19 protein-coding genes are annotated in these 18369 nt (G+C 61.4%); 4 read left to right on the plus strand and 15 right to left on the minus strand.

All coding sequences use genetic code 11. The features are described from left to right. Position 1: 1 nt before the first annotated feature. From E0501_RS15555 to dsrA, 9 genes are all read right to left on the minus strand, one after another. Positions 2-1951, minus strand: coding sequence for an NAD(P)-binding protein (locus tag E0501_RS15555; protein WP_137702287.1), 1950 nt, complete (start codon positions 1949-1951; stop codon positions 2-4). A 26-nt stretch (positions 1952-1977) separates the two neighbouring features. Then, on the minus strand, positions 1978-3513 hold the full coding sequence (gene dsrK / locus E0501_RS15560; protein WP_137702288.1) for a sulfate reduction electron transfer complex DsrMKJOP subunit DsrK: 1536 nt from the start codon (positions 3511-3513) through the stop codon (positions 1978-1980). A 3-nt stretch (positions 3514-3516) separates the two neighbouring features. After that, positions 3517-4239 carry a respiratory nitrate reductase subunit gamma gene (locus tag E0501_RS15565; RefSeq protein WP_205123507.1) on the minus strand — a complete coding sequence of 241 codons (723 nt, stop codon included), beginning with the start codon at positions 4237-4239 and terminating at the stop codon, positions 3517-3519. Positions 4240-4327: 88 nt separating this feature from the next. Further along, a complete protein-coding gene (locus E0501_RS15570) occupies positions 4328-4663 on the minus strand; it encodes a TusE/DsrC/DsvC family sulfur relay protein (protein WP_137702289.1) in 336 nt (111 codons plus the stop codon). A gap of 45 nt (positions 4664-4708) precedes the next feature. Next, positions 4709-5017 carry a sulfurtransferase complex subunit TusB gene (tusB, locus tag E0501_RS15575; RefSeq protein ID WP_137702290.1) on the minus strand — a complete coding sequence of 103 codons (309 nt, stop codon included), beginning with the start codon at positions 5015-5017 and terminating at the stop codon, positions 4709-4711. Positions 5018-5030: 13 nt separating this feature from the next. Further along, the gene (gene tusC, locus E0501_RS15580; RefSeq protein ID WP_137702291.1) at positions 5031-5438 is read right to left on the minus strand and encodes a sulfurtransferase complex subunit TusC; all 408 of its coding nucleotides are present in this window, start codon (positions 5436-5438) and stop codon (positions 5031-5033) included. A gap of 10 nt (positions 5439-5448) precedes the next feature. Further along, positions 5449-5841, minus strand: a complete 393-nt coding sequence (tusD, locus tag E0501_RS15585; RefSeq protein ID WP_137702292.1) for a sulfurtransferase complex subunit TusD — start codon at positions 5839-5841, stop codon at positions 5449-5451. A gap of 16 nt (positions 5842-5857) precedes the next feature. Beyond that, positions 5858-6943 carry a dissimilatory-type sulfite reductase subunit beta gene (gene dsrB / locus E0501_RS15590; RefSeq protein WP_137702293.1) on the minus strand — a complete coding sequence of 362 codons (1086 nt, stop codon included), beginning with the start codon at positions 6941-6943 and terminating at the stop codon, positions 5858-5860. A gap of 75 nt (positions 6944-7018) precedes the next feature. After that, complete coding sequence (gene dsrA / locus E0501_RS15595) at positions 7019-8317, minus strand: dissimilatory-type sulfite reductase subunit alpha (RefSeq protein WP_205123508.1); 1299 nt, start codon at positions 8315-8317, stop codon at positions 7019-7021. Positions 8318-8767: 450 nt separating this feature from the next. Here dsrA and E0501_RS15600 point away from each other — a divergent pair, with 450 nt between their 5' ends. Genes E0501_RS15600 through cysG form a run of 4 tightly spaced genes read left to right on the plus strand, consistent with a single transcriptional unit; the run spans position 8768 to position 11349 of the window. Continuing rightward, positions 8768-9490, plus strand: a complete 723-nt coding sequence (locus E0501_RS15600) for a TauD/TfdA family dioxygenase (protein ID WP_161594635.1) — start codon at positions 8768-8770, stop codon at positions 9488-9490. A gap of 1 nt (position 9491) precedes the next feature. Further along, entirely contained in the window at positions 9492-9689 is a 198-nt protein-coding gene (locus tag E0501_RS15605) for a sulfur relay protein DsrC (protein WP_137702295.1), read from the plus strand. Then, a complete protein-coding gene (locus E0501_RS15610) occupies positions 9682-9894 on the plus strand; it encodes a DUF6967 family protein (RefSeq protein ID WP_137702296.1) in 213 nt (70 codons plus the stop codon). Before E0501_RS15605 ends, E0501_RS15610 begins: the two co-directional genes overlap by 8 nt. A gap of 18 nt (positions 9895-9912) precedes the next feature. Beyond that, positions 9913-11349: a siroheme synthase CysG gene (gene cysG / locus E0501_RS15615; protein WP_137702297.1), complete on the plus strand. Its 1437-nt coding sequence runs from the start codon at positions 9913-9915 to the stop codon at positions 11347-11349. A 585-nt stretch (positions 11350-11934) separates the two neighbouring features. On the opposite strand, the gene E0501_RS15620 is transcribed toward cysG, so the two are convergent. The 6 genes from E0501_RS15620 to E0501_RS15640 all read right to left on the minus strand — a co-directional run bounded on the left by E0501_RS15620 (position 11935) and on the right by E0501_RS15640 (position 18330). Further along, the gene (locus tag E0501_RS15620; protein ID WP_137702298.1) at positions 11935-12516 is read right to left on the minus strand and encodes a calcium-binding protein; all 582 of its coding nucleotides are present in this window, start codon (positions 12514-12516) and stop codon (positions 11935-11937) included. A 54-nt stretch (positions 12517-12570) separates the two neighbouring features. Beyond that, entirely contained in the window at positions 12571-13374 is an 804-nt protein-coding gene (locus E0501_RS15625) for a cadherin-like domain-containing protein (protein WP_205123509.1), read from the minus strand. Positions 13375-13440: 66 nt separating this feature from the next. Then, positions 13441-13569: a hypothetical protein gene (locus E0501_RS21705; protein WP_268888893.1), complete on the minus strand. Its 129-nt coding sequence runs from the start codon at positions 13567-13569 to the stop codon at positions 13441-13443. A 260-nt stretch (positions 13570-13829) separates the two neighbouring features. Continuing rightward, positions 13830-15206, minus strand: a complete 1377-nt coding sequence (locus E0501_RS15630) for a hypothetical protein (RefSeq protein ID WP_137702300.1) — start codon at positions 15204-15206, stop codon at positions 13830-13832. Beyond that, positions 15203-16558, minus strand: a complete 1356-nt coding sequence (locus E0501_RS15635) for an MFS transporter (RefSeq protein WP_137702301.1) — start codon at positions 16556-16558, stop codon at positions 15203-15205. The genes E0501_RS15630 and E0501_RS15635 overlap by 4 nt, the downstream gene beginning before the upstream one ends. Continuing rightward, the gene (locus tag E0501_RS15640; protein ID WP_137702302.1) at positions 16555-18330 is read right to left on the minus strand and encodes a CocE/NonD family hydrolase; all 1776 of its coding nucleotides are present in this window, start codon (positions 18328-18330) and stop codon (positions 16555-16557) included. The genes E0501_RS15635 and E0501_RS15640 overlap by 4 nt, the downstream gene beginning before the upstream one ends. Positions 18331-18369 lie beyond the last annotated feature (39 nt).

Genomic DNA, 18369 nt, shown 5'->3' on the forward strand with positions numbered 1-18369 from the left:
CTTACTCCCCGAGGCCCATCTTGATATAGCCGGTCGGGCAGACATCCGCGCAGATGTGGCAGCCGACGCAGGCGTTGTAATCGGTATAGACATAGCGCCCCACCGTCCGGTCGGCCTTGGGCACCCGGTGCACGGCATCCTGCGGACAGAAGATCACGCAGTTGTCGCACTCGAAACACATCCCGCAGGACATGCAGCGCTCGCCTTCCTTGCGCGCCTGCTCTTCGGTAAAGCCGATGATCCGCTCTTCGAAGTTGCCCAGAACGGCATCGCCCTCGATATGCACCTCTTCGCGCACCCCGCGCTTTTCAAAGGCGAAGTGGCCCTTGTACAGCTCGGTATGCGGGATGATCTGCGCGTTCGAGCGGTCCTCGTAATTGTGGATCGCGTATTTGGCCGAGTTCGTCCCGCGGCCCTGCGTGTGGTCATAGGGCTCGGGGTCCTTCCCGCGCTGGTGCAGCTCTTCCATCAGGTTGAAGTGATGCACATCCACCTTGGGCCGCTTGTTGACATTGCCGTCATCCAGGTAGTCAGTGATGATCTCGGCCCCGATCCGGCCATGGCCGATCGCCGTGGTCAGAAGGTGCGGCTTGATGATGTCACCACCGGCGAAATGCTTTTCGCGGCCTTTCACCTGGTAGGGGCCCTCGATGTCGATGAAACCGCGGTCGTTGGCCAGGTCTTCCATGCCTTCGAAATCGCCCATCTGGCCGATGGCGGCGATGATGATGTCGGCCTCGATCTCGAACTCGGTGCCTTCGATCGGCTCCGGAGCCATGCCGTTCATCTTGCATTCGCACATCTTCAGGCCGACGGCCTTGCCGTTGTCGTCCTTGATCACCTCAAGCGGCATCACGCTGCCCTTGATGTCGATGCCTTCGCGCTTGGCGTCTTCCCGCTCGCGCTCGGCCGCGGTCATCTGCTCGACCGGGAAGAGCGAGGTCAGCGTTGCCTGCATGCCTTCCCGGCTCAGGCTCGACGCCACGTCATGGCTGGTGAAATCCACCACCGAACCGTCGTTGCGCTCGGGGTTGTAGGGTTTGTTAATATGGCCCAGGCGCCGCGCCACGCTCGCCACGTCGATCGAGGTGTCGCCACCGCCGACAACGACGACTTTCTTCGCCGTGCCAAGCACATAACCCTGGTTGAACGCATCCAGGAACTCGATCCCGTTGATGCAGTTCTCGGTGCCGTCCCAGCCCGGAATGGGCAGCGGGCGGCCATTCTGCGCGCCAATCGCCCAGTATATCGCGTCGAACGCCTGTTCCAGTTTCTCGACCGTCACATCGCTGCCGATGCGCGTGTTCAGATGCACGTCGACGCCCATGTCGATGATCCGGCCGATCTCCTTGTCCAGCATGTCGCGCGGCGTCCGGTAACCCGGGATACCATAGCGCATCATGCCGCCCAGCTTGTCATGCGCCTCGAAGATCGAAACCTCGTGGCCATCCAGCCGCAGGTAATAGGCTGCCGAAAGGCCGGCCGGTCCGCCGCCGATCACGGCTACCTTCTTGCCGGTCGCCGCGCCGGGTGCGCCCATCTTCACGCCGTTTTCGTTGGCCCAGTCGCCGACATACTGCTCGACACCGTTGATGCCGACATAATCGTCCACCTCGTTGCGGTTACAGCCCGCCTCGCAGGGCGCGGGGCAGACCCGGCCCATCGTGGCCGGGAACGGGTTGGCCTGGACCATCCGCTGGAACGCGTATTCCTGCCAGGCCATGTCCTCGACCGGAGGCTTGTCCATGCCGCGAGCAATCGCCAGCCAGCCGCGAATCTCGTGGCCCGACGGGCACGAGCCCTGACAGGGCGGTGTCTTGTGCACATAGGTCGGACACTTGTAGGACGTGTCCCCCTGGAAGATCTTTTCTTCAAGGTCCCAATCTGCAGCCGTCTCGCCTTCCTCAAAGCGGCGGAACGTCAGTTTCGGGTCGTTGCTCACGTCATTCATCGTTTGTCCTCCACGTCCCCGCAGCCTCAGGCGGCCTCGGTTTCATCCTCGCTGTCATCGTCGTCGCCGTCCTGCCCGGTCAGAATGATCGCATTCGAAACCAGCTGGTGCACCGAGACGATGCTGTCCATGTCATAGCCATACGCCGGCATGACCTTTGAAAACTGGGTTTTGCAGATGGCGCAGATCGCGGCCATATGGGTCACCCCGTGCTCTTCCGTGACCTCCTGCAACGCGGTCATCCGCGGGCTGGCCCCCTTCTTGCGCAGCTCCATCAGGTCGTCGGTCAACAGTCCCCCGCCGCCGCCGCAGCACAGCGTGCTCTCATGCGTCGTCGAACGGTCCATATCATAGTAGTAGTTGCACACCGCCTTGATGACGTTGCGCGGTATCTCGAACTGGCCGCCCGGCTCATCGCCCATGCGGCTGGCACGCGCCACGTTGCAGCTGTCGTGATAGGTCAGCTTGATGTGGTCGTTCTGGCTCTTGTCGAATTTCAGCGTGCCCTTCTGGATTTCATTCCAGGTGAACTCCAGGATATGCTGCGGCACCGGGTATTTCGGGTCCAGGAAATCGAACGGCCCCGCCAGCGTGTTGAGGAAGCTGTAAGCCACCCGCCACGCATGACCGCATTCGCCGAAGATGATGCGCTTCACGCCCAGGTCCTCGGCTGCCTTGCGGATTCGCAGCGCGATTTCCCGCATGTTCTCGTAGGAGCCGATGAACAGGCCGAAATTGGCGGCCTCCGAGGCATAGGAGCTGAGCGTCCAGCTCACGCCGGCCTCGTGAAACACCTTCGCATAGCCGATAAGCCCGTCGATATGCGGTTCGGCGAAGAAGTCGGCCGAAGGCGTGACCAGCAGGATGTCGGCGCCCTTCTCGTCCAGCGGCAGGCGCACCGAAATGCCGGTGTCGTCCTCGATCTCTTCTTCCAGGTCTTCCAGCGTCGCCGCCAGCGCCTTGGGGTTGAGGCCGAGGTTGTTGCCCACGTCCTTCACCTTGCCGATGATCTCGTTCGAGTATTTCTGGCCCATGCCGACCGCGTCCATGATCTCGCGCGCGGCCATGGTGATTTCGGCGGTGTCGATGCCATAGGGGCAGAACACGCTGCAACGGCGGCATTCGCTGCATTGGTGGTAATAGGAATACCACTCCTGAAGCACCTCTTCGGTCAGGTCACGCGCGCCCACCAGCGACGGGAAATACTTGCCCGCGAAGGTGAAATAGCGGCGATAGACGCTGCGCAGCAGGTCCTGGCGCGCCACCGGCATGTTCTTCGGATCGCCCGTGCCCAGGAAGTAATGGCACTTGTCGGTGCACGCGCCGCATTTCACGCAGGCATCGAGATAGACCTGGAACGCGCGGTTCTTCTCCGCCAGCTCGGCCATCTTGGCCAGCGCCACCTCTTTCCAGTTCGGCACCAGCTCTCCGGGGAAGCCCAGCTTTTCCTGGTGCTCGGGCGCCGCGATGAAGGGCTGCAGCCCTTCCATCGCCCCGCATTTGAGCTTCGGGATCTCGAGCGGGTGGCTCAGCTTCGGGATATCGTCACCATCGGCTGCCATGGCTCAGCTCTCCAGTTTCTTGGCCCAGGGCGCGATATGGCGCACTTCGCGCGGGTTATCGACCTGGTTGCGCGACGGGCTGAAGAAGACGCCCGGCGCATGCAGAAGTTTCGAAATCGGGAAGATGATCATCAGGACCGCCACCGCGCCCAGATGCACCAGCAGGATCGGATCGCCCGGCAGGGTCTCGATGCGCAGGCGCATCAGGCCCAGCATGAACGCCTTCACCGCCAGGATGTCGGTATGCACGACAAAGCGCATCATCATCCCCGACCCCACGATCGCCACCAGAAGCGCCAGCATCAAATGATCGCTGGGATTGGTGATATAGCGGATCCGCTCGACTAGGATCCGCCGCGCCCACAGCCCCAGAAGCCCGCCCAGCATGGCAAAGCTCGCATAGGTGCCGAACGGCTGGGCCAGCTGGACCCACCACCAGATATCATAGGTGAAATAGCGGATATGCCGGATCAGGACGAGCCACATGCCCATGTGGAACGCCCAGCCAAACAGCCAGATCCACTTGTTCGACTTGAACAGGCTCTCGAAGAACACGACCTCGCGGAACATCCGCAGGACAACACCGCCCGTGGTCGTGGGTGCCGGCGTCGTCGGAATCTTCAGGGGGGCCGGCGTGCGCGCATATTTGCGGATTTTCATCGCCACACCCACGACCAACAGGATCGTCGCGACGTAGAATAGGATGGCGTAGATCACAGACAGCACGCGGACTCCTCCCGTAGTTTTCGCGCAAGCCTTTAATTTTAAAGGCTATTTTGCCCGGCCAGCCTCCCAACGGGCCGGGCAGAACCGATCAGACGCAGCCGGTCGGCTTGGGCAGGCCGGCAATCTTACAGGCCTGTTTGGCCGGGCCGTAGGGGAACAGCTCGTACATGTACTTGTTGTTGCCCACTTCCGGACCCATTGATTTCTTGATCGCCTTGATCAGCACGCGCACGGCCGGCGCGATCTGGTATTCGTCATAGTATTCCCGCAGGAAGTTGACGACGGCCCAGTGCTCCTCGGTCATGTCGATGTTTTCTTCCTTGGCGATCACCTCGGCCAGGTCCTTCGACCAGTCGCTCAGGTTGGTGATGTAGCCTTCTTCGTCATGCTCAACGGTCTGGCCGTTCACGCTATATGCAGACATTTCTTTCTCCTCACAAAAGTTCGCCCGAACCCCGGGCAGGTTTCTTCAAAGCCAGGCTTGCGTCCGGTCGGTTTCCGCGACCAGGTTCACAAATCCATCATACCCGACGGCTGTCACCCCATCTATCAGGCGACCTGCGTCAATGCCGCGCGCTTCCAGATCTTCCTGCAGGACGAAAACCTGCACCGATCCGGCCTTGGCGGCCACCGCGTCCGACAGGCCCGACCCGGCAAGCCCGCCATAGACACCGTCTTCTATCATCAGAACCGAATCGCCGTCCTTGACATGGTTCAAACAGCTCAGAAGCGATTGATTGGCGAAGGGCGACTTGTTCACCGTGTGTAGCGTTGCCATTTGCTCTCTCCCCTCAGAAGCTCAGAACCACGTCCTGATCGGCCATGACATCGGCCATCTCGGCACGGCTGACGATGCGGATGCTGGGCTTTTCTTCCCAGTCGTCATCCTCGTCCTCGTACATGATCTCCTGCAGGTCGTCCTCGGTCAGGCCACGCTCTTCCAGGCTTTCCTTCTCGACATAAAGCTTGGTGACCTCGTAGTCGCCCAGCGCCCGGAAGGTCGGCGAGAAGTTCTTGACCCCGATACCGTCGGTCTTCTGGCCCTTGGTCAGCTGGAACACGCCGTCATCCAAGAAGGCCAGCGAAACGTCCTGCTCGAACGCCGCGCCGATCAGCACGACTTCCAAGCTCTCCAGCGCATAGATCGTGCCATAGGGCGCCTTGCGGTTCACATAGAGGAATTTTTTCACGTCCGACATAAATCCCTCCTCAGTCGCCGAAGGTCACCAGGCGGTCGCACTGGATTCCCATTTCGATCAATTGCCCCAGCCCGGAAATCCGGAAACCGTCGGCAATGTTGTTGGCGTCTTTGCCCTGGCGGTTGGCTTCATTTTCGTCCAGCAGGCCGCGGCGTTGTGCGGCGGCGATGCAGACCACCAGGTCGGTGCCATGCTCCTTGGCCAGCCCGCTCCAGTTCTGCTGGATGTTGCGCTCGTCCTGCGGCGGCACGCTCAGGCGCGTCGCCACGTTCACACCGTCATGGTAAAAGAATACCCGCGGCACCTCGTGGCCGGCGGCAATCGCCGCCGTCACGAATTTGAAGGCCGTGTCCGCCGCTTGGTGCGTATACGGACCCTCGCTTATCAATACTCCGATTTTCACCTGTAGTCCCCGTGGCTTAGAAGTGGATATGCGCCGACATGTTCATCGTCTTGCGCGCCCCGGTCCAGGTGTCGAGGTGGTGCTTGGTGAACGCCAGGTCGGTCATTTCGAAGAACCGGTTCCAGCCGATCCGCTCGATCCACTCACCCATGCGCTCCCAGTGCTTGGCGTCTTTCTTGTAGGCATTGATGATCTTGCCCACCACTTCCTTCACTTCCGGCCAGTGCGGCGCGTTGTTGGGAAGGTTGGCGACCGCCAGTTTGTGGAAGGTCGGCTTCGAACGGGCGTTCGAGTGCTTGCCCCCCACCCAGATCGCGATCTTGGTGGAATCGTCACCGTTGATCTGCATCGGCGGGCACGGCGGATAGCAGGCCCCGCAGCAGACGCATTTCTTCTCGTCCACTTCCAGGCTCGGCTTGCCGTTCACCATGGCCGGGCGGATCGCCGCCACCGGGCAGCGTGCCACGACGGCCGGGCGTTCACAGACGTTGGCGACCAGGTCATGGTTGATCTTCGGCGGCTTGGTGTATTGCACGTTCACGGCAATATCGCCCTGACCGCCACAGTTGATCTGGCAGCAGCTCGTGGTGATACGCACGCGGTTCGGCATCTTCTCCTGGATGAACTCCTTGTGAAGCATGTCCATCATGCCCTTCACCACGCCCGAGGCGTCGGTGCCGGGAATGTCGCAGTGCAGCCAGCCCTGGGTGTGGCTGATCATCGACACCGATGCGCCGGTGCCGCCCACGGGGAAGCCCTCTTCACCCAGTTTCGCGATCAGCGGATCAACCTTCGACTGGTCGCCCACCATGAACTCGATATTCGAGCGGGTGGTGAAGCGCACGTGGCCGTCCGCGAACTCGTCGGCGATATCGCACAGCTTGCGGATCGTGAACACGTCCATCTGGCGCTGCGTACCGGCACGCACGGTCCAGATCTCGTCACCCGATTTCGATACGTGGTGAAGAACGCCGGCGCGGGGGCGGTCATGCCAATCCCAGTTGCCATAGTTCTTCTTCATGATCGGGTGCATGTAGGGGAACGGATCGGGAACCCCGACCTCGTCCGGCATCCGCGGCTTGGTGTCTTCTGCTGCTGTCATGTCTTTCCTCCCATCCTGCCGCCTCATCCTCCGTGACGGCAGGAGCCAAATGAAATCCGGATGTGATCGCGCCGATTACTCGGCGCTGATCTGAAGTCCTGCCTCGCGGGCCTTGCGCTCGAACCACTTCTCGGCTTCGTCGTCGAAGTCGTCGGTGCGCACATAGCACGATGTCCGCGGGTGGTTGACCATGTTCGGGTCCGGTTCGATGTCCAGCGCCTCAAGGAAGGCCGGCAGGCCGATCCGGTCGATCGTCTCGCCCACACGCTCGTGTTCCAGCGCGTTATCGGCAAAGAACTCGACCACGTTTTCCGCGAATTCTTCAAGTTTCTCAAAGTCTTCGTCGGTTTCCAGCTTCATGAACGGCACCACCATGATGCCCATCAGGTCACCGATTTTCAGCGAACGTTTGCCGCCGATCAGGATCGAGATGCCGCGGTCGTCGCCGGGCGACAGCGCCTTGGTCATGACGTTGATGCAGTGCATGCAGCGCACGCAGCTGGGGTTGTCGATTTCCAGCGTGTCATCGTCATTCAGAGAGATCGCTCGCGTCGGGCACATGTTGACCACCGTGTCGATGGTGTACTTGCGGCCCACCTCGGCGATGTGCTCCTTCACCTTCTCCTGGTTGATCTTGATGTCATCACGCCAGGTGCCGATCACGGCAAAGTCGGCGCGGTGGATCGCGTTCACGCAGTCGTTGGCGCAGCCCGAGAACTTGAACTTGAACTTATAGGGCAGCGACGGGCGGTGCATTTCGTCCAAGAGGCTGTTGATGATGGTGCGGTGTGCGCGCACCTCGTCATAGCAGGACTGCTCGCAGCGGGCATGGCCCACGCAGCTCATCGCCGTCCGCAGCGCGGGGCCCGCGCCGCCAAGGTCGAAGCCGATCTCGTTCAGCGCGTCGAAGGCCTTTTGGGTGCCGGCGGTGTCGGTGCCCTGGAACATGATGTCACCCGACTGCCCGTGGAAGGCAATCAGGCCCGAGCCATGCTCTTCCCAGATGTCGCACATCTTGCGCAGAACCTCGGTGTCATAGTGGTATCCCGCCGGCGGCATCACGCGCAGCGTGTGGAATTCCTTCGATTCCGGGAACATGCTGGCCACTTCCGAAAACCGCGGGATGATGCCCCCGCCATACCCGAACACCGAAACCGTACCGCCCTTCCAGAAACCCAGGCGCTTCTCGTAGGAGTGGTTCAACTGACCCAGCAGGTCGTTCATGATTCGCCGATTGTTCGGCGATCCTTCGTCACGCAGCCGCTTCAGGCCGGTCACGAAGCTCGGCCAGGGGCCGTCCTCGAGCTGGTCGAGGTGAGGGGTCGGATGGACGTCCTTGCCATCCAGGGTTTTCTTTGCGTCGCCGTCTTTCACAACAGTCCTCCCAGAAATCTGGTTGCGGGTTCGGCCGGTTCGGCTCTGTCATTGGCCGGCGTGGTGATCTCGCGCGTTTCCCAAGATCGCCCGCCTCAGCGTCCTCCCAGACCCGCGCCGGCATGGCATTTCACCTTTCTATCTATACATTACGATAAACGAATGTAAAAAAAATATGCACTCTCGGATGCAGATTATTTTACGTTCGCATGTCCAGGCGGGCAACATCCGAGTTCAGGGAGAAGACCGGGCGCGACCGAAATGCAGACAGAAACTCAACATAAACAAAGCTTTAACTGGCAAAACCTGTCGGATGAAACGGCCTACCAGGCATGGCGTGCGACAAAATTGTCAGGCGCGGAAAATTGCCGCCGGCTCGCCCCCGTGGCGCTCGCAGATCTGGCCAATCCCGGCGAATCTGAGCAACAAGAAATCATCCGGCGCTGCCGGATGAGCAATTTTGCTATCTACAGCAGCCCGCCTGAGAAAGATGATTCCAAGGTCCGCCGCGACCTGCGGTCTTTCGCCGAGCGTTTCGGCCTGCGCATCGCCGAGGCGCACCGCTCGGGGGGCGACCAGGGCATCGTCGCGCTGCGTGTCTCCGACGCGCCGAAACAGCGCGGCTACATCCCCTACTCCACCCGCGCGATGAACTGGCACACCGACGGCTACTATAATGCGCCCGAGAACCGCATCTCGGCCTTCGTGCTGCATTGCGTCTCGCAGGCGGCCCAGGGCGGCACCAACGACATCCTCGATCCCGAGATCCTCTATATCCGCCTGCGTGACGAACATCCCGCCTACCTTCAGGCGCTGATGCACCCGCAGGCCATGACCATTCCCGAAAACACCGAACCCGACGGCTCGGTGCGTCCCGCCTCGGTCGGCCCGGTCTTCTATCCCGATCCCGGCACCGGCCAGATGCAGATGCGCTATACCGCGCGGACCCGCTCGATCGAATGGCGCGACGATCCCGCCACCCTTGAAGCCGAGGCGTTTCTGCGCGACTACCTCGCCACCGGCGATCCGCTGGCGGTGCGCATCCGGCTCGAGGCCGGCCAGGGCGTTCTCAACAACAACGTCCTGCACAACAGGACCGCATTCGAAAACGACGACGATACCGGGCGCCTCATTTTCCGCGTCCGCTTTCACAACAGGGTAGGAGAAGTCTGACATGGCACGCCTCAGCGATCTGATCATCGGCCACCCCGAGGTCACCAGCTTCAAGGAGCTTGAAGAACTCGTGAAACACCTGGGCCAATCCGGCGAAGTGTTCATGGAGTTCGATCTCAAGCCGGATTACCGCGACACCCCCCGCAAATGGGAATGGATTCTCGAAACCGCCTTCACCAAGGGGCTCGAATATGACTGAGGACTTCCGCGAAATCGCCGCCTTCGACCTGCCTTACTCGCGCAAGGCCCAGGTGCGCGAGGTTACCTTCGACTCGGGCATGAAGATGACCCGCCTGATCCTGCGCGAAGGCAAACGCATCACCCAGGTCGACCTCGACGCCGACAGCGCCCGCAATCTCGCCGCCGCGCTGATCGAGGGCGCGGGCTCGGGCGGCAACGCCTGACAAAGAAGAAAGACACCCATGGACAACCTGCCCATTTTCCTCGGCATCACCGGCAAGAAGGTCGTGGTCGACGGTGGCGAAACCGTCGCCGCGCGCCGCGTCGAGCGCGCGCTCTCCGCCGGCGCCCATGTCGAGGTGTTCGACCCGCACCCCACGCAGGAACTCGAACTGCTGCTCGACCATCCCAATGTCACCCATCATCCCCGCCTGCCCACGCGCGATGACATTCGCGGGGCGATGGTGGTCTGGGGGGCGTCCGAGGATGACGAACGCGACCAGCGCCTCTATCAATGGACGCGCGAAGAGGGCTGCCTGACCAACATCGCCGACAATCCGCCGATGTGCGATTTCATCACCCCTTCGATCGTCGACCGCTCTCCCATCGTCATCGCCATTTCCACCGGCGGCGTCGCGCCCGTGATCGGCCGCATCCTGCGCGCCCGGATCGAATCCACCCTGCCCGCCGCCTTCGGCCGGATGGCCGATTTCGTCGGCGGCTTCCGCGACAGGATCGCCGCCATCTTCGAGGACGGCCGCGACCGGCGCCATTTCTGGGAACGCATGATCGAAGGCCCGGCAGGCGACTTCTATCTTGCCGGCGAAGAAGACCGCGCGACCCGCCAGATCGAACAGGACCTGCACGATGCCGCCACCGGCAAGACCAAGCCCGTTGGCGAAGTCTATCTCGTCGGTGCGGGGCCCGGCGATCCCGATCTGCTCACCTTCCGCGCGCTGCGCCTGATGCAGCGCGCGGACGTGGTGCTCTATGATCGGCTGATCGGCGACGAGATTCTCAGCCTCGTGCGCCGCGACGCCGAGCGGATCTACGTGGGCAAGGCGCCCTCGAACCACACCATGTCGCAGGAGGAAATCTCGGACCTCATGGTCAAGCTCGCGCGCGAGGGCAATCGCGTGCTGCGGCTCAAGGGCGGCGATCCCTTCATCTTCGGCCGCGGCGGTGAGGAAATCGAGGTGCTGGCCAAGGCCGGCATCGGTTTCCAGGTCGTGCCCGGCATCACCGCGGCCGCCGGCTGTGGCGCTTATGCCGGCATTCCGCTCACCCATCGTGGCCATGCGCAATCCTGCGTCTTCGTCACGGCGCATGGCCGCGGCGGGGTGCTGGGTCTCGATTGGGAGGCAATGGTGCGCCCGGGGCAGACCGTGGCCATCTACATGGGGCTGTCCTCGCTCGATGCGCTGGTCGAAGGATTCGAGGCGCGCGGCGTCGACATGACCACGCCGGTGGCGGTGATCGAGAATGGCACCCGCCCCGACCAACGCGTGGTGACCGGCACGCTGACCGATATCGACGACCGTGTGGACGAGGCGAAACTGAAAGGCCCGGCGATGATCATCGTCGGCTCGGTGGTCACGCTGCGCGACATCCTCAACTGGGGCGCCGACGACGAGGTGCATGAGATGAGCCTCGCCTCGGCCAAGGGGATCGATCTCTGACCTGCCCTCCCGGCGCAGGTTTTGCGCCGGCTCCGCGCTGCACGCCCGCATTGGCCACGGGTTCGAGGTGCCGCCTGCGGTTCCGTCGCGCCAGTGAGTATTTGTGCCAAGAAAGAACGGATCGGCTTGACCTGCAGTTGGCCGCTCCTGGCACGGTACCGCACGGCGGGTTAACCTAACAAAGCGTAAAGATTTGCCGCGCTGCGGCGGTGCATGCATGTCAGCCGGATGTCAGCCGCGGATCACCCCCTTGGGTTCGCGGCACCGCAGCGCCGTTAACCCGACCGTACGCCGATTCCCCGGGCGGTCTGCACGACCAGCTCGGAAAGGCGGCCACGTTGCCGCAACACGCTGGCTCAAAGCGAAAAGCGGACCACGCTGCCGAGCCGAAAGCGATGGCCGCGCGTGCCAGGCCTGGCGGTGTTCCGCGGGCTACCGAAAAACGTCCCGGCGGTTAGGGATGGCCAGCAAACCATTGGAAAATTTAAATTATCCCGGCCGCCAGCGCGTTCACTTTCGCCACCCCGAAAACGACTGAGGCGGGGTAACCCCGCCTCAGATCAATGCACGTATTTGGTCGACGCCTCAGAAGATGAAGTCGTTGGCGTCCAGGTCCGTAAGCAGCACATTCTCCAACCGGATCGACGACGCACCCCCGGTGGTAATCACCACATCCGCACCATCCTCGACCGCAACCGCTGTCACACCATCGAAGTCAACGATCGTGGAAAGTCCCGAGAAATCAATCCTCTCGGCATCGTTGGTTGCCTCGAAGTCCGTGATGACATCCACACCGTGGCCATCTGCAAAGACGAAGGTGTCGCTATCCTGGTTGCCCTGCATGGTGTCATTGTCCTGACCACCGATGAGCAGGTCGCTTCCACGGCCGCCCAGCATGAAGTCATTACCGGTACCACCATCCAGCGTGTCATCCCCACGACCACCGCGCATGTTGTCATGCCCGCGCCGACCGATCAGCATGTCATTGCCGTCATCTGCTTCCATCCGGTCGCGGCCCTTGCCGCCGTCGAGCTCGTCATCGCCGTCGCCGCCGAACATGGTATCGCGGCCTTTGCGTGCACGAAGAACGTCGTTGCCGCGGTCACCATCCAGGAAGTTGTCGCTCAGGTCGGTCGACAGCAGGTCGTCGTAATCGGTGCCGATCACGCCCTCGATCCCATCATAGAGATCGTCCGCCGCGGCGCGCGCATTACCCGCCTCCTAGTTCAGGAAGTCGACCCGCGCGCGTTCGGCCGCGTCGGCATAGCTGACGATGTCGAAGCCATCGCCGCCGGAGAGGCTGTCTCCGCCGAGGCCGCCGACGAGTGTATCGTCGCCGAGCAGGGCAAAGATCGCGTCCTGTCCATCGTTTCCGGTGATCAGTTCCGACGCATCGGTTCCCTCGATGAAGTTGTAGGCAGCGTCCAGCACGGCCAGCGACGGCGCGGAGAGCAGGCTTTCCAGCGTGCCGCGCCCATCAGTGTAGCTCACCTCGACCGTCAGGATCGAGCCGACCTCGTCCTGGCCAGGCGTGAAGGTAAGCCCGGTTGCACCGACAATGGCCACATCATCCGCAAACCACTGATAGTTCAGCATGCCCAGGCCGTCGGCATCGGCAAGCCCGGAGACGAGAACCGCCAACTCGCTTGCCTCTTGCGCGACACCCGAGATCGACACCGTGCCGACGGGATCGTCGTTGACCGGAAGCAGGTCGATCACACCGGTCGCAGCGACCGTTTCGTCACCATCGGTCACGTCGAAGGTGAAGCTCACCTCAGTGTCGTCATCAGCCGCCGGCGTGAAGGTCCAGGTGCCGTCACCATTGTCCACGAGGACACCCGCACCGGCGCTGATCGCCAGGTTCTCGGCCACGAGCGCGCCCGCATCGGCAAGGTCCACGTCGGACGCGATCGACAGCAGGTCGTCCTGCTCGATCAGGATCGGCAGCGCATCCTCGTCTTCCATTGCCAGCACGGGCCCGCTGACCACCGACGCGTCGTTGGCACAGCTGATCGTCAGCGTCACGGTTTGCGAGACGGTATCCGACCCTGAAACCACGTCGAGGCTGATCTCGTAGATTGCTGCCTCACCTTAATTCAGGAAGTGGAAATCGGCACGGTCGTGGCTGGAAGTACCATCGCCATTGTTGGTGATAAGGCTGAGATCGGCGGTGGCAGATCCGATCGCTACCGCAATGGCAACCGAGGCGTCGTTGATCACCGGCGTATCGCCGTAGTCAACGGTTTGGCATTAACCACGATTCAAGTTTTTCACCTCGTAGCCGCATCGTGGGAGAATTTTGAAAGCGAGTCTGCCATTATAAGAGCATTGACCACAGTCGCTTCCTTTTCTCCGCCCTTAAGGGGCTGTGGCGGCAACCGGTTGTTCAAATGGACACTTCCCGGCCCTGTGCCAGGGCCTCGGCGATGCCTGCCACGGCACCTACAAACAGGTTCCTATGACCAGGCCCCGGCAAAGTGTCAGTACTGCACCATTCCCTCCACGCAGTCGCTCCAGTTGACCGCAAAGCTGCCATTGCTTGCTATGAACTTGACGTTGGTCATTTTGCCATCGACGTAGAAGACGCTGAGCTTCATTCGCGCGCCATGCTGGGTCACGAGTTTGTCGCCATCCCTGGTGTTGAGTGCCGTGAAACTGATGCGTGGCGACTCGATGATCTCCTGCAGGATGAATGGTGACGTGGTGTGGTTCGCAAATGCGCCCTCAACCGCGGATTGCGCGGCCTCGGCATCAAGCTCCGAGAGAATCCTGAGTGACTGCGCACCAGAGGATGTAGAGGACGTGCCGCTCTCTTTCAGGACGAAGGAACGGTCCTCGGCTGGCAATGATCCGAGCTGCTCCATCGGGACCAGCTTGCCGGAAACCAGCTCGATCACGGCGCCGGGCTCAACGCGCCATGTACGCGGCATCATCTCGCGCAGCAGCGTGTCATGCTCGTCTCCAAGTTCCTGCTTCCAGGTCGACCGGAGTTCCGGATCCCAGAAAAGGCACATCCATTCCTTTTCATCGAGCGACTGCTTGCATGTGTTGATCGATTGGACAGCGCCGGCGAAATAGGCATCGAGCAGCGGTGCCATACCTGGATGGGTCATCTCGGCGATTTCGTAAATATCGATGAAGCGGTCGAAGACGTGGATCTGCTTCTCGTTGCCATCCGGCTGCCGCAACAACAGTCGCTCACCATCGAAATGCAGGCTGGCCAGTTCCTCACCGCCGATCGCCAGCGCATCGACCCCTTCACGCTGCAACCGGGCCGCGATCGGTATCGCCTCGTCGATGATGTACCACCAGATTGGATGTGGCGCGGTCAATAACGCCAGCGTTTTCCCAGGCCAGCGACGTTTGAAGGCTTCGGCGTAGTTGCGGATCAGGCCGTTGTCACCATCCAGACCATAGAGTTCGGCCATAGCGGCCGTGTCGTAGCGCGCGCAGACGGTAATCTCCAACTCGACGAATTTCGGATTCCAGTCGCGGTCGAACACCACGTCAGGGCGTGGCATGAGCGGCAGCGCATCGGGTTGGGCGCGATTCAGCAAGGCATAATTGGGCGTCATCCGCTTCTCGAGCCGGCTCTGTATCCACGGTTCGCGGAGAAAAAGCGCGTTGGCCACCTCGAAAAACCGCTTCAACGCCGGCCCGGCCTTTCGCATCTTCTCGATGGCGTTGTCGGGCAGTTCGAACGGCTCCTCAGCAATCAGCCAGTCTGCGCGTTCTTCGGGATTGTCCCTTGAGAGCGTGCGGTTAAGTTCCTCTTTGACCTTCAGCAATCGCTGGCGTTCGGGCGTGTCTTCCTCTGAAACGATGGTCTCGATCCGGTTCGATTCGCGCAGTTTCACTTCTTTCCTCCATCGGATTTCACCCGGGCAGCCAACAGAAATGGCACGGCACCCAACCCGGCCAGCACGAACAGCAAGATCGCCAGATCCGTAATCGGCAAGCCGAACAGTCCGGTTGGCAGGTCGACATGAGTCGAGACTCCGCCGGAAAATGCAGTGATCAGGTCGGGCGTCGCAGCCTGCAGCGCGTCGCTGCGGTCCCCAAGCAAGAGTGCGAACAGCCCGATACCGGCCACCATCGCAACCCCACTTGCCTGGTTGACGATAGAACCGATGGTGGCGCGCTGTGCCGAGGGAATAAGATCGTGCAGATGCGCATCGGCGACCGGATCCCAAATCGAATCGAAGAAAACCAGGAAGAGAAACAGAAGCACGACGGCCCACAGCCCCGGCTGAAGAAAGAAGATCAGCACGGCGAGAGCGGGGATGATCATGAAGACAGCCAGCAAACGCGTAGCGCCGAACCGCCGCGCAAGCACGACGCCGATCAAAGGTGCGACCATTCCGATCAGGTCATCAAGTATACCCAACGGTGCCAGCGCACGCGCATCCAGACCGCGCGTGACCAGGGCTATGTCGAAACCCTGGTCGGCGACGGCCCCCGAGAATGTTGCAATCACGATCGCGATCGCAAGCATCAACAACGGGCGTTTGCGACTGATGCTGCGAAAACCGGCAATCGTCTGTTGCCAGAGCCCCGAGATTCGCGGTTCGCCGTCTTGCTGCTGCGGCCGCTTCTCCGGGATGGTTGCGGCCATGGCGATGGCCAGCAACAGCCCGAACGCAGCCAGGCACCAGAGCCAGCCAAGCACGGCCTGCGTCACGTCCGTGCTGAAAAGAATGAGCAACGCGATACTGCCAGCCATGACCCCGCCAAGCGAAGCAAAGGAGCGCATGCGTGCGAAATACCGGTCGACGAGATCACGACGGCCCGCACTTGCCAGATTATCGACGACCCAGGCCTGCTGCGCACCCGACACCAGCGTCTGGCCGAAACCGCTGAGGAAAAAACAGAAGCTGACATAGAGGAGTTGATCCGGCCCGGTTGCCAAGACCGCCAGAGGGATCAGCCCCCAGCCGAGCGCCGAGACCAGCCCGCCGCTGATAACAGAGATCTTGCGTCCCCAGCGGTCGGCCACGACACCGGTCGGGATTTCCATGACCAGTACCGTCGCCATCTCAACCATCAGCGGAATTACCGCCCATTCCGGTCGCTCCATGACCAGAAAGAGATAGATGAAACGGAACGGGAAGATGACATTCAGGATCTCACTAATGCTTTCGGCTATGTAGAAACGGCCGAGTAGCTTGCGCTCCTGCGGGTCAGGCCAAAAACTGTCGTTGAGCGTCATGGCTGTGTCTCGTCAACCAGTCGCGGATCTTCGTAGATGGGCAGGAGCACTTGCGAAGGACGGGTAAGCGAGTGATGCAGCCGGACTTTCGCAGGCTTCCTGTCAGTGTCACCACCAAGGTCGTTCCCCGTACAGGGATTAACATCTATCCGGCCGAGCGCACCGGAAGCAACCTCGAGGCGCAAGGCATGGCCGGGGCGGACGACATGACCCAGATGCCAGAGATCGATACTGAACGAATTGACCTGACCGGGCTCGACACGTGTCGGCCTCTCATGGCTATCGCGGAACCGCGCGCGCAGCACCCCGTCACACAGCAGAATTGCGCGACCGTCTGGATAACGGTCGAGCAGCTTCACGCAGAGATCGAAATCGGCGACGTCGGCCTCGGCATAAAGCAAGGCTGATACCTGGCCGACAAGCGCAAGAGGCGCACCGCGCGGGTCCGTTTCGAAAACGAGAATGTCACTGCGGCTTTCGGCCAGTTTTGAATTGTCGAACGGGTAAGGCTTACCGCGATAAGATGGCGGACCGAACGGCGTCGGATCGGATGGATCGAAACTGTATCGGCTGGAGTTCTCGGCAGCCTCGGGCAGCTCAAGCCGAAGAGCGCCATCCCCGTGAAGATAATAGGTCGACTTGTGTGTCCGGTGCGGCGGCCAGTCGTCGAGATCGAGCCAGCGATTCACCCCCGTAACAAACAGTGTCGTGCGGGCCGATGTCGCTGGACCGGACGGAAGATCGCGCAGGTGGGTATCGAACCACGCGAATTCGTCATTGAGTTGGTCCCGTCCGGCTGCGCGTATGATAGATTGTGCATCATCCTCGGGCAGATCACTGCAATCGGGTGCCTTGAGCGCATGATCCCATGGCCCGAACAGCAGCCGCCGCCTATCCTGACCGGACTTGCGCAAACCGTCAAAGAAAACGGACGCGCTGCCGCCATTGCCGTCCCACCAGCCGGAAATGAAAAGCGCCGGGGCCTTGATGCGTTCGATACGCCCACCGACCGAGCGCGCGCGCCAGAAATCATCAAGTCGCCAGTGCTGAATCCACTCGCGAAACTGCGGTTGAAAGACACCGAGGCGGCGATCGATTTCCTCAAACGGCCGCGCCATTCGACTGGCGAAAAGAGCCGGCCACTCATCATCGGTGTCGTCTTCAGGTCTCGAGTTGCCATCAGCCTCGTAGAGATTGACCGTCATGCTGTTGGCGCCGAAACGTCGAATTCCAAAATCCTCGTCGGGCCGTGCATCCCGGCTGACGCGTCCGGTGATCTCCAGCAACCGGATCAAGTTGCCGACATTATAGGCGCCCCCGACAAAGGGGGCATTCACGAAAGGATCACCTGGCGCCATCGTGGAGACGATTGCCTGCAATGCTTCGGGTGCGTCTATCGCCGCCAGCAGCAGGTTGTAACCGCTGTAGGAATGGCCTCGCATGCCAACACGTCCGTTGCACAAGGGATTCTGCGCAAACCACTCGATGGCAGCATGCCCATCCTTCTGATCATGCGCGAAAGGCTCCCAATCGCCTGCTGAACGGTATCTGCCACGGCAGTCCAGTGCCAGGAAAAGAAAGCCACGCCGTGCGTATATACGCCCGAGCCCGGCCAGTGAGCGAGCATTGTATGGCGTGATCTGCAGAATGGCCGGGAACGGGGGTTTTCCAGCAGGAATGTAGAGATCGCCGACAAGCTCGGTACCGTCCTCAGCGCGGACGATCTGATTGGTCAGAACATGATCGGAGGATTCTGGCACGGCCACGGTCATTGTTACCCCGAGACTCCTGACCCTGTGTTCGCGGAAAAG

It is taken from the genome of Marimonas lutisalis, from assembly GCF_005434965.1.
Taxonomy (GTDB): domain Bacteria; phylum Pseudomonadota; class Alphaproteobacteria; order Rhodobacterales; family Rhodobacteraceae; genus Marimonas_A; species Marimonas_A lutisalis.

What these genes read in the sequence shown, in the direction of transcription:
- E0501_RS15605 (WP_137702295.1), top strand. Translation starts at nt 9,492, where the DNA reads ATGGCACGCCTCAGCGATCTGATCATCGGCCACCCCGAGGTCACCAGC.
- E0501_RS15635 (WP_137702301.1), bottom strand. Translation starts at nt 16,558, where the DNA reads ATGACGCTCAACGACAGTTTTTGGCCTGACCCGCAGGAGCGCAAGCTA.
- tusB (WP_137702290.1), bottom strand. Translation starts at nt 5,017, where the DNA reads ATGGCAACGCTACACACGGTGAACAAGTCGCCCTTCGCCAATCAATCG.
- E0501_RS15610 (WP_137702296.1), top strand. Translation starts at nt 9,682, where the DNA reads ATGACTGAGGACTTCCGCGAAATCGCCGCCTTCGACCTGCCTTACTCG.
- E0501_RS15640 (WP_137702302.1), bottom strand. Translation starts at nt 18,330, where the DNA reads ATGACCGTGGCCGTGCCAGAATCCTCCGATCATGTTCTGACCAATCAG.
- E0501_RS15570 (WP_137702289.1), bottom strand. Translation starts at nt 4,663, where the DNA reads ATGTCTGCATATAGCGTGAACGGCCAGACCGTTGAGCATGACGAAGAA.
- E0501_RS15555 (WP_137702287.1), bottom strand. Translation starts at nt 1,951, where the DNA reads ATGAATGACGTGAGCAACGACCCGAAACTGACGTTCCGCCGCTTTGAG.
- cysG (WP_137702297.1), top strand. Translation starts at nt 9,913, where the DNA reads ATGGACAACCTGCCCATTTTCCTCGGCATCACCGGCAAGAAGGTCGTG.
- E0501_RS15600 (WP_161594635.1), top strand. Translation starts at nt 8,768, where the DNA reads ATGAGCAATTTTGCTATCTACAGCAGCCCGCCTGAGAAAGATGATTCC.
- tusC (WP_137702291.1), bottom strand. Translation starts at nt 5,438, where the DNA reads ATGTCGGACGTGAAAAAATTCCTCTATGTGAACCGCAAGGCGCCCTAT.
- dsrB (WP_137702293.1), bottom strand. Translation starts at nt 6,943, where the DNA reads ATGACAGCAGCAGAAGACACCAAGCCGCGGATGCCGGACGAGGTCGGG.
- dsrK (WP_137702288.1), bottom strand. Translation starts at nt 3,513, where the DNA reads ATGGCAGCCGATGGTGACGATATCCCGAAGCTGAGCCACCCGCTCGAG.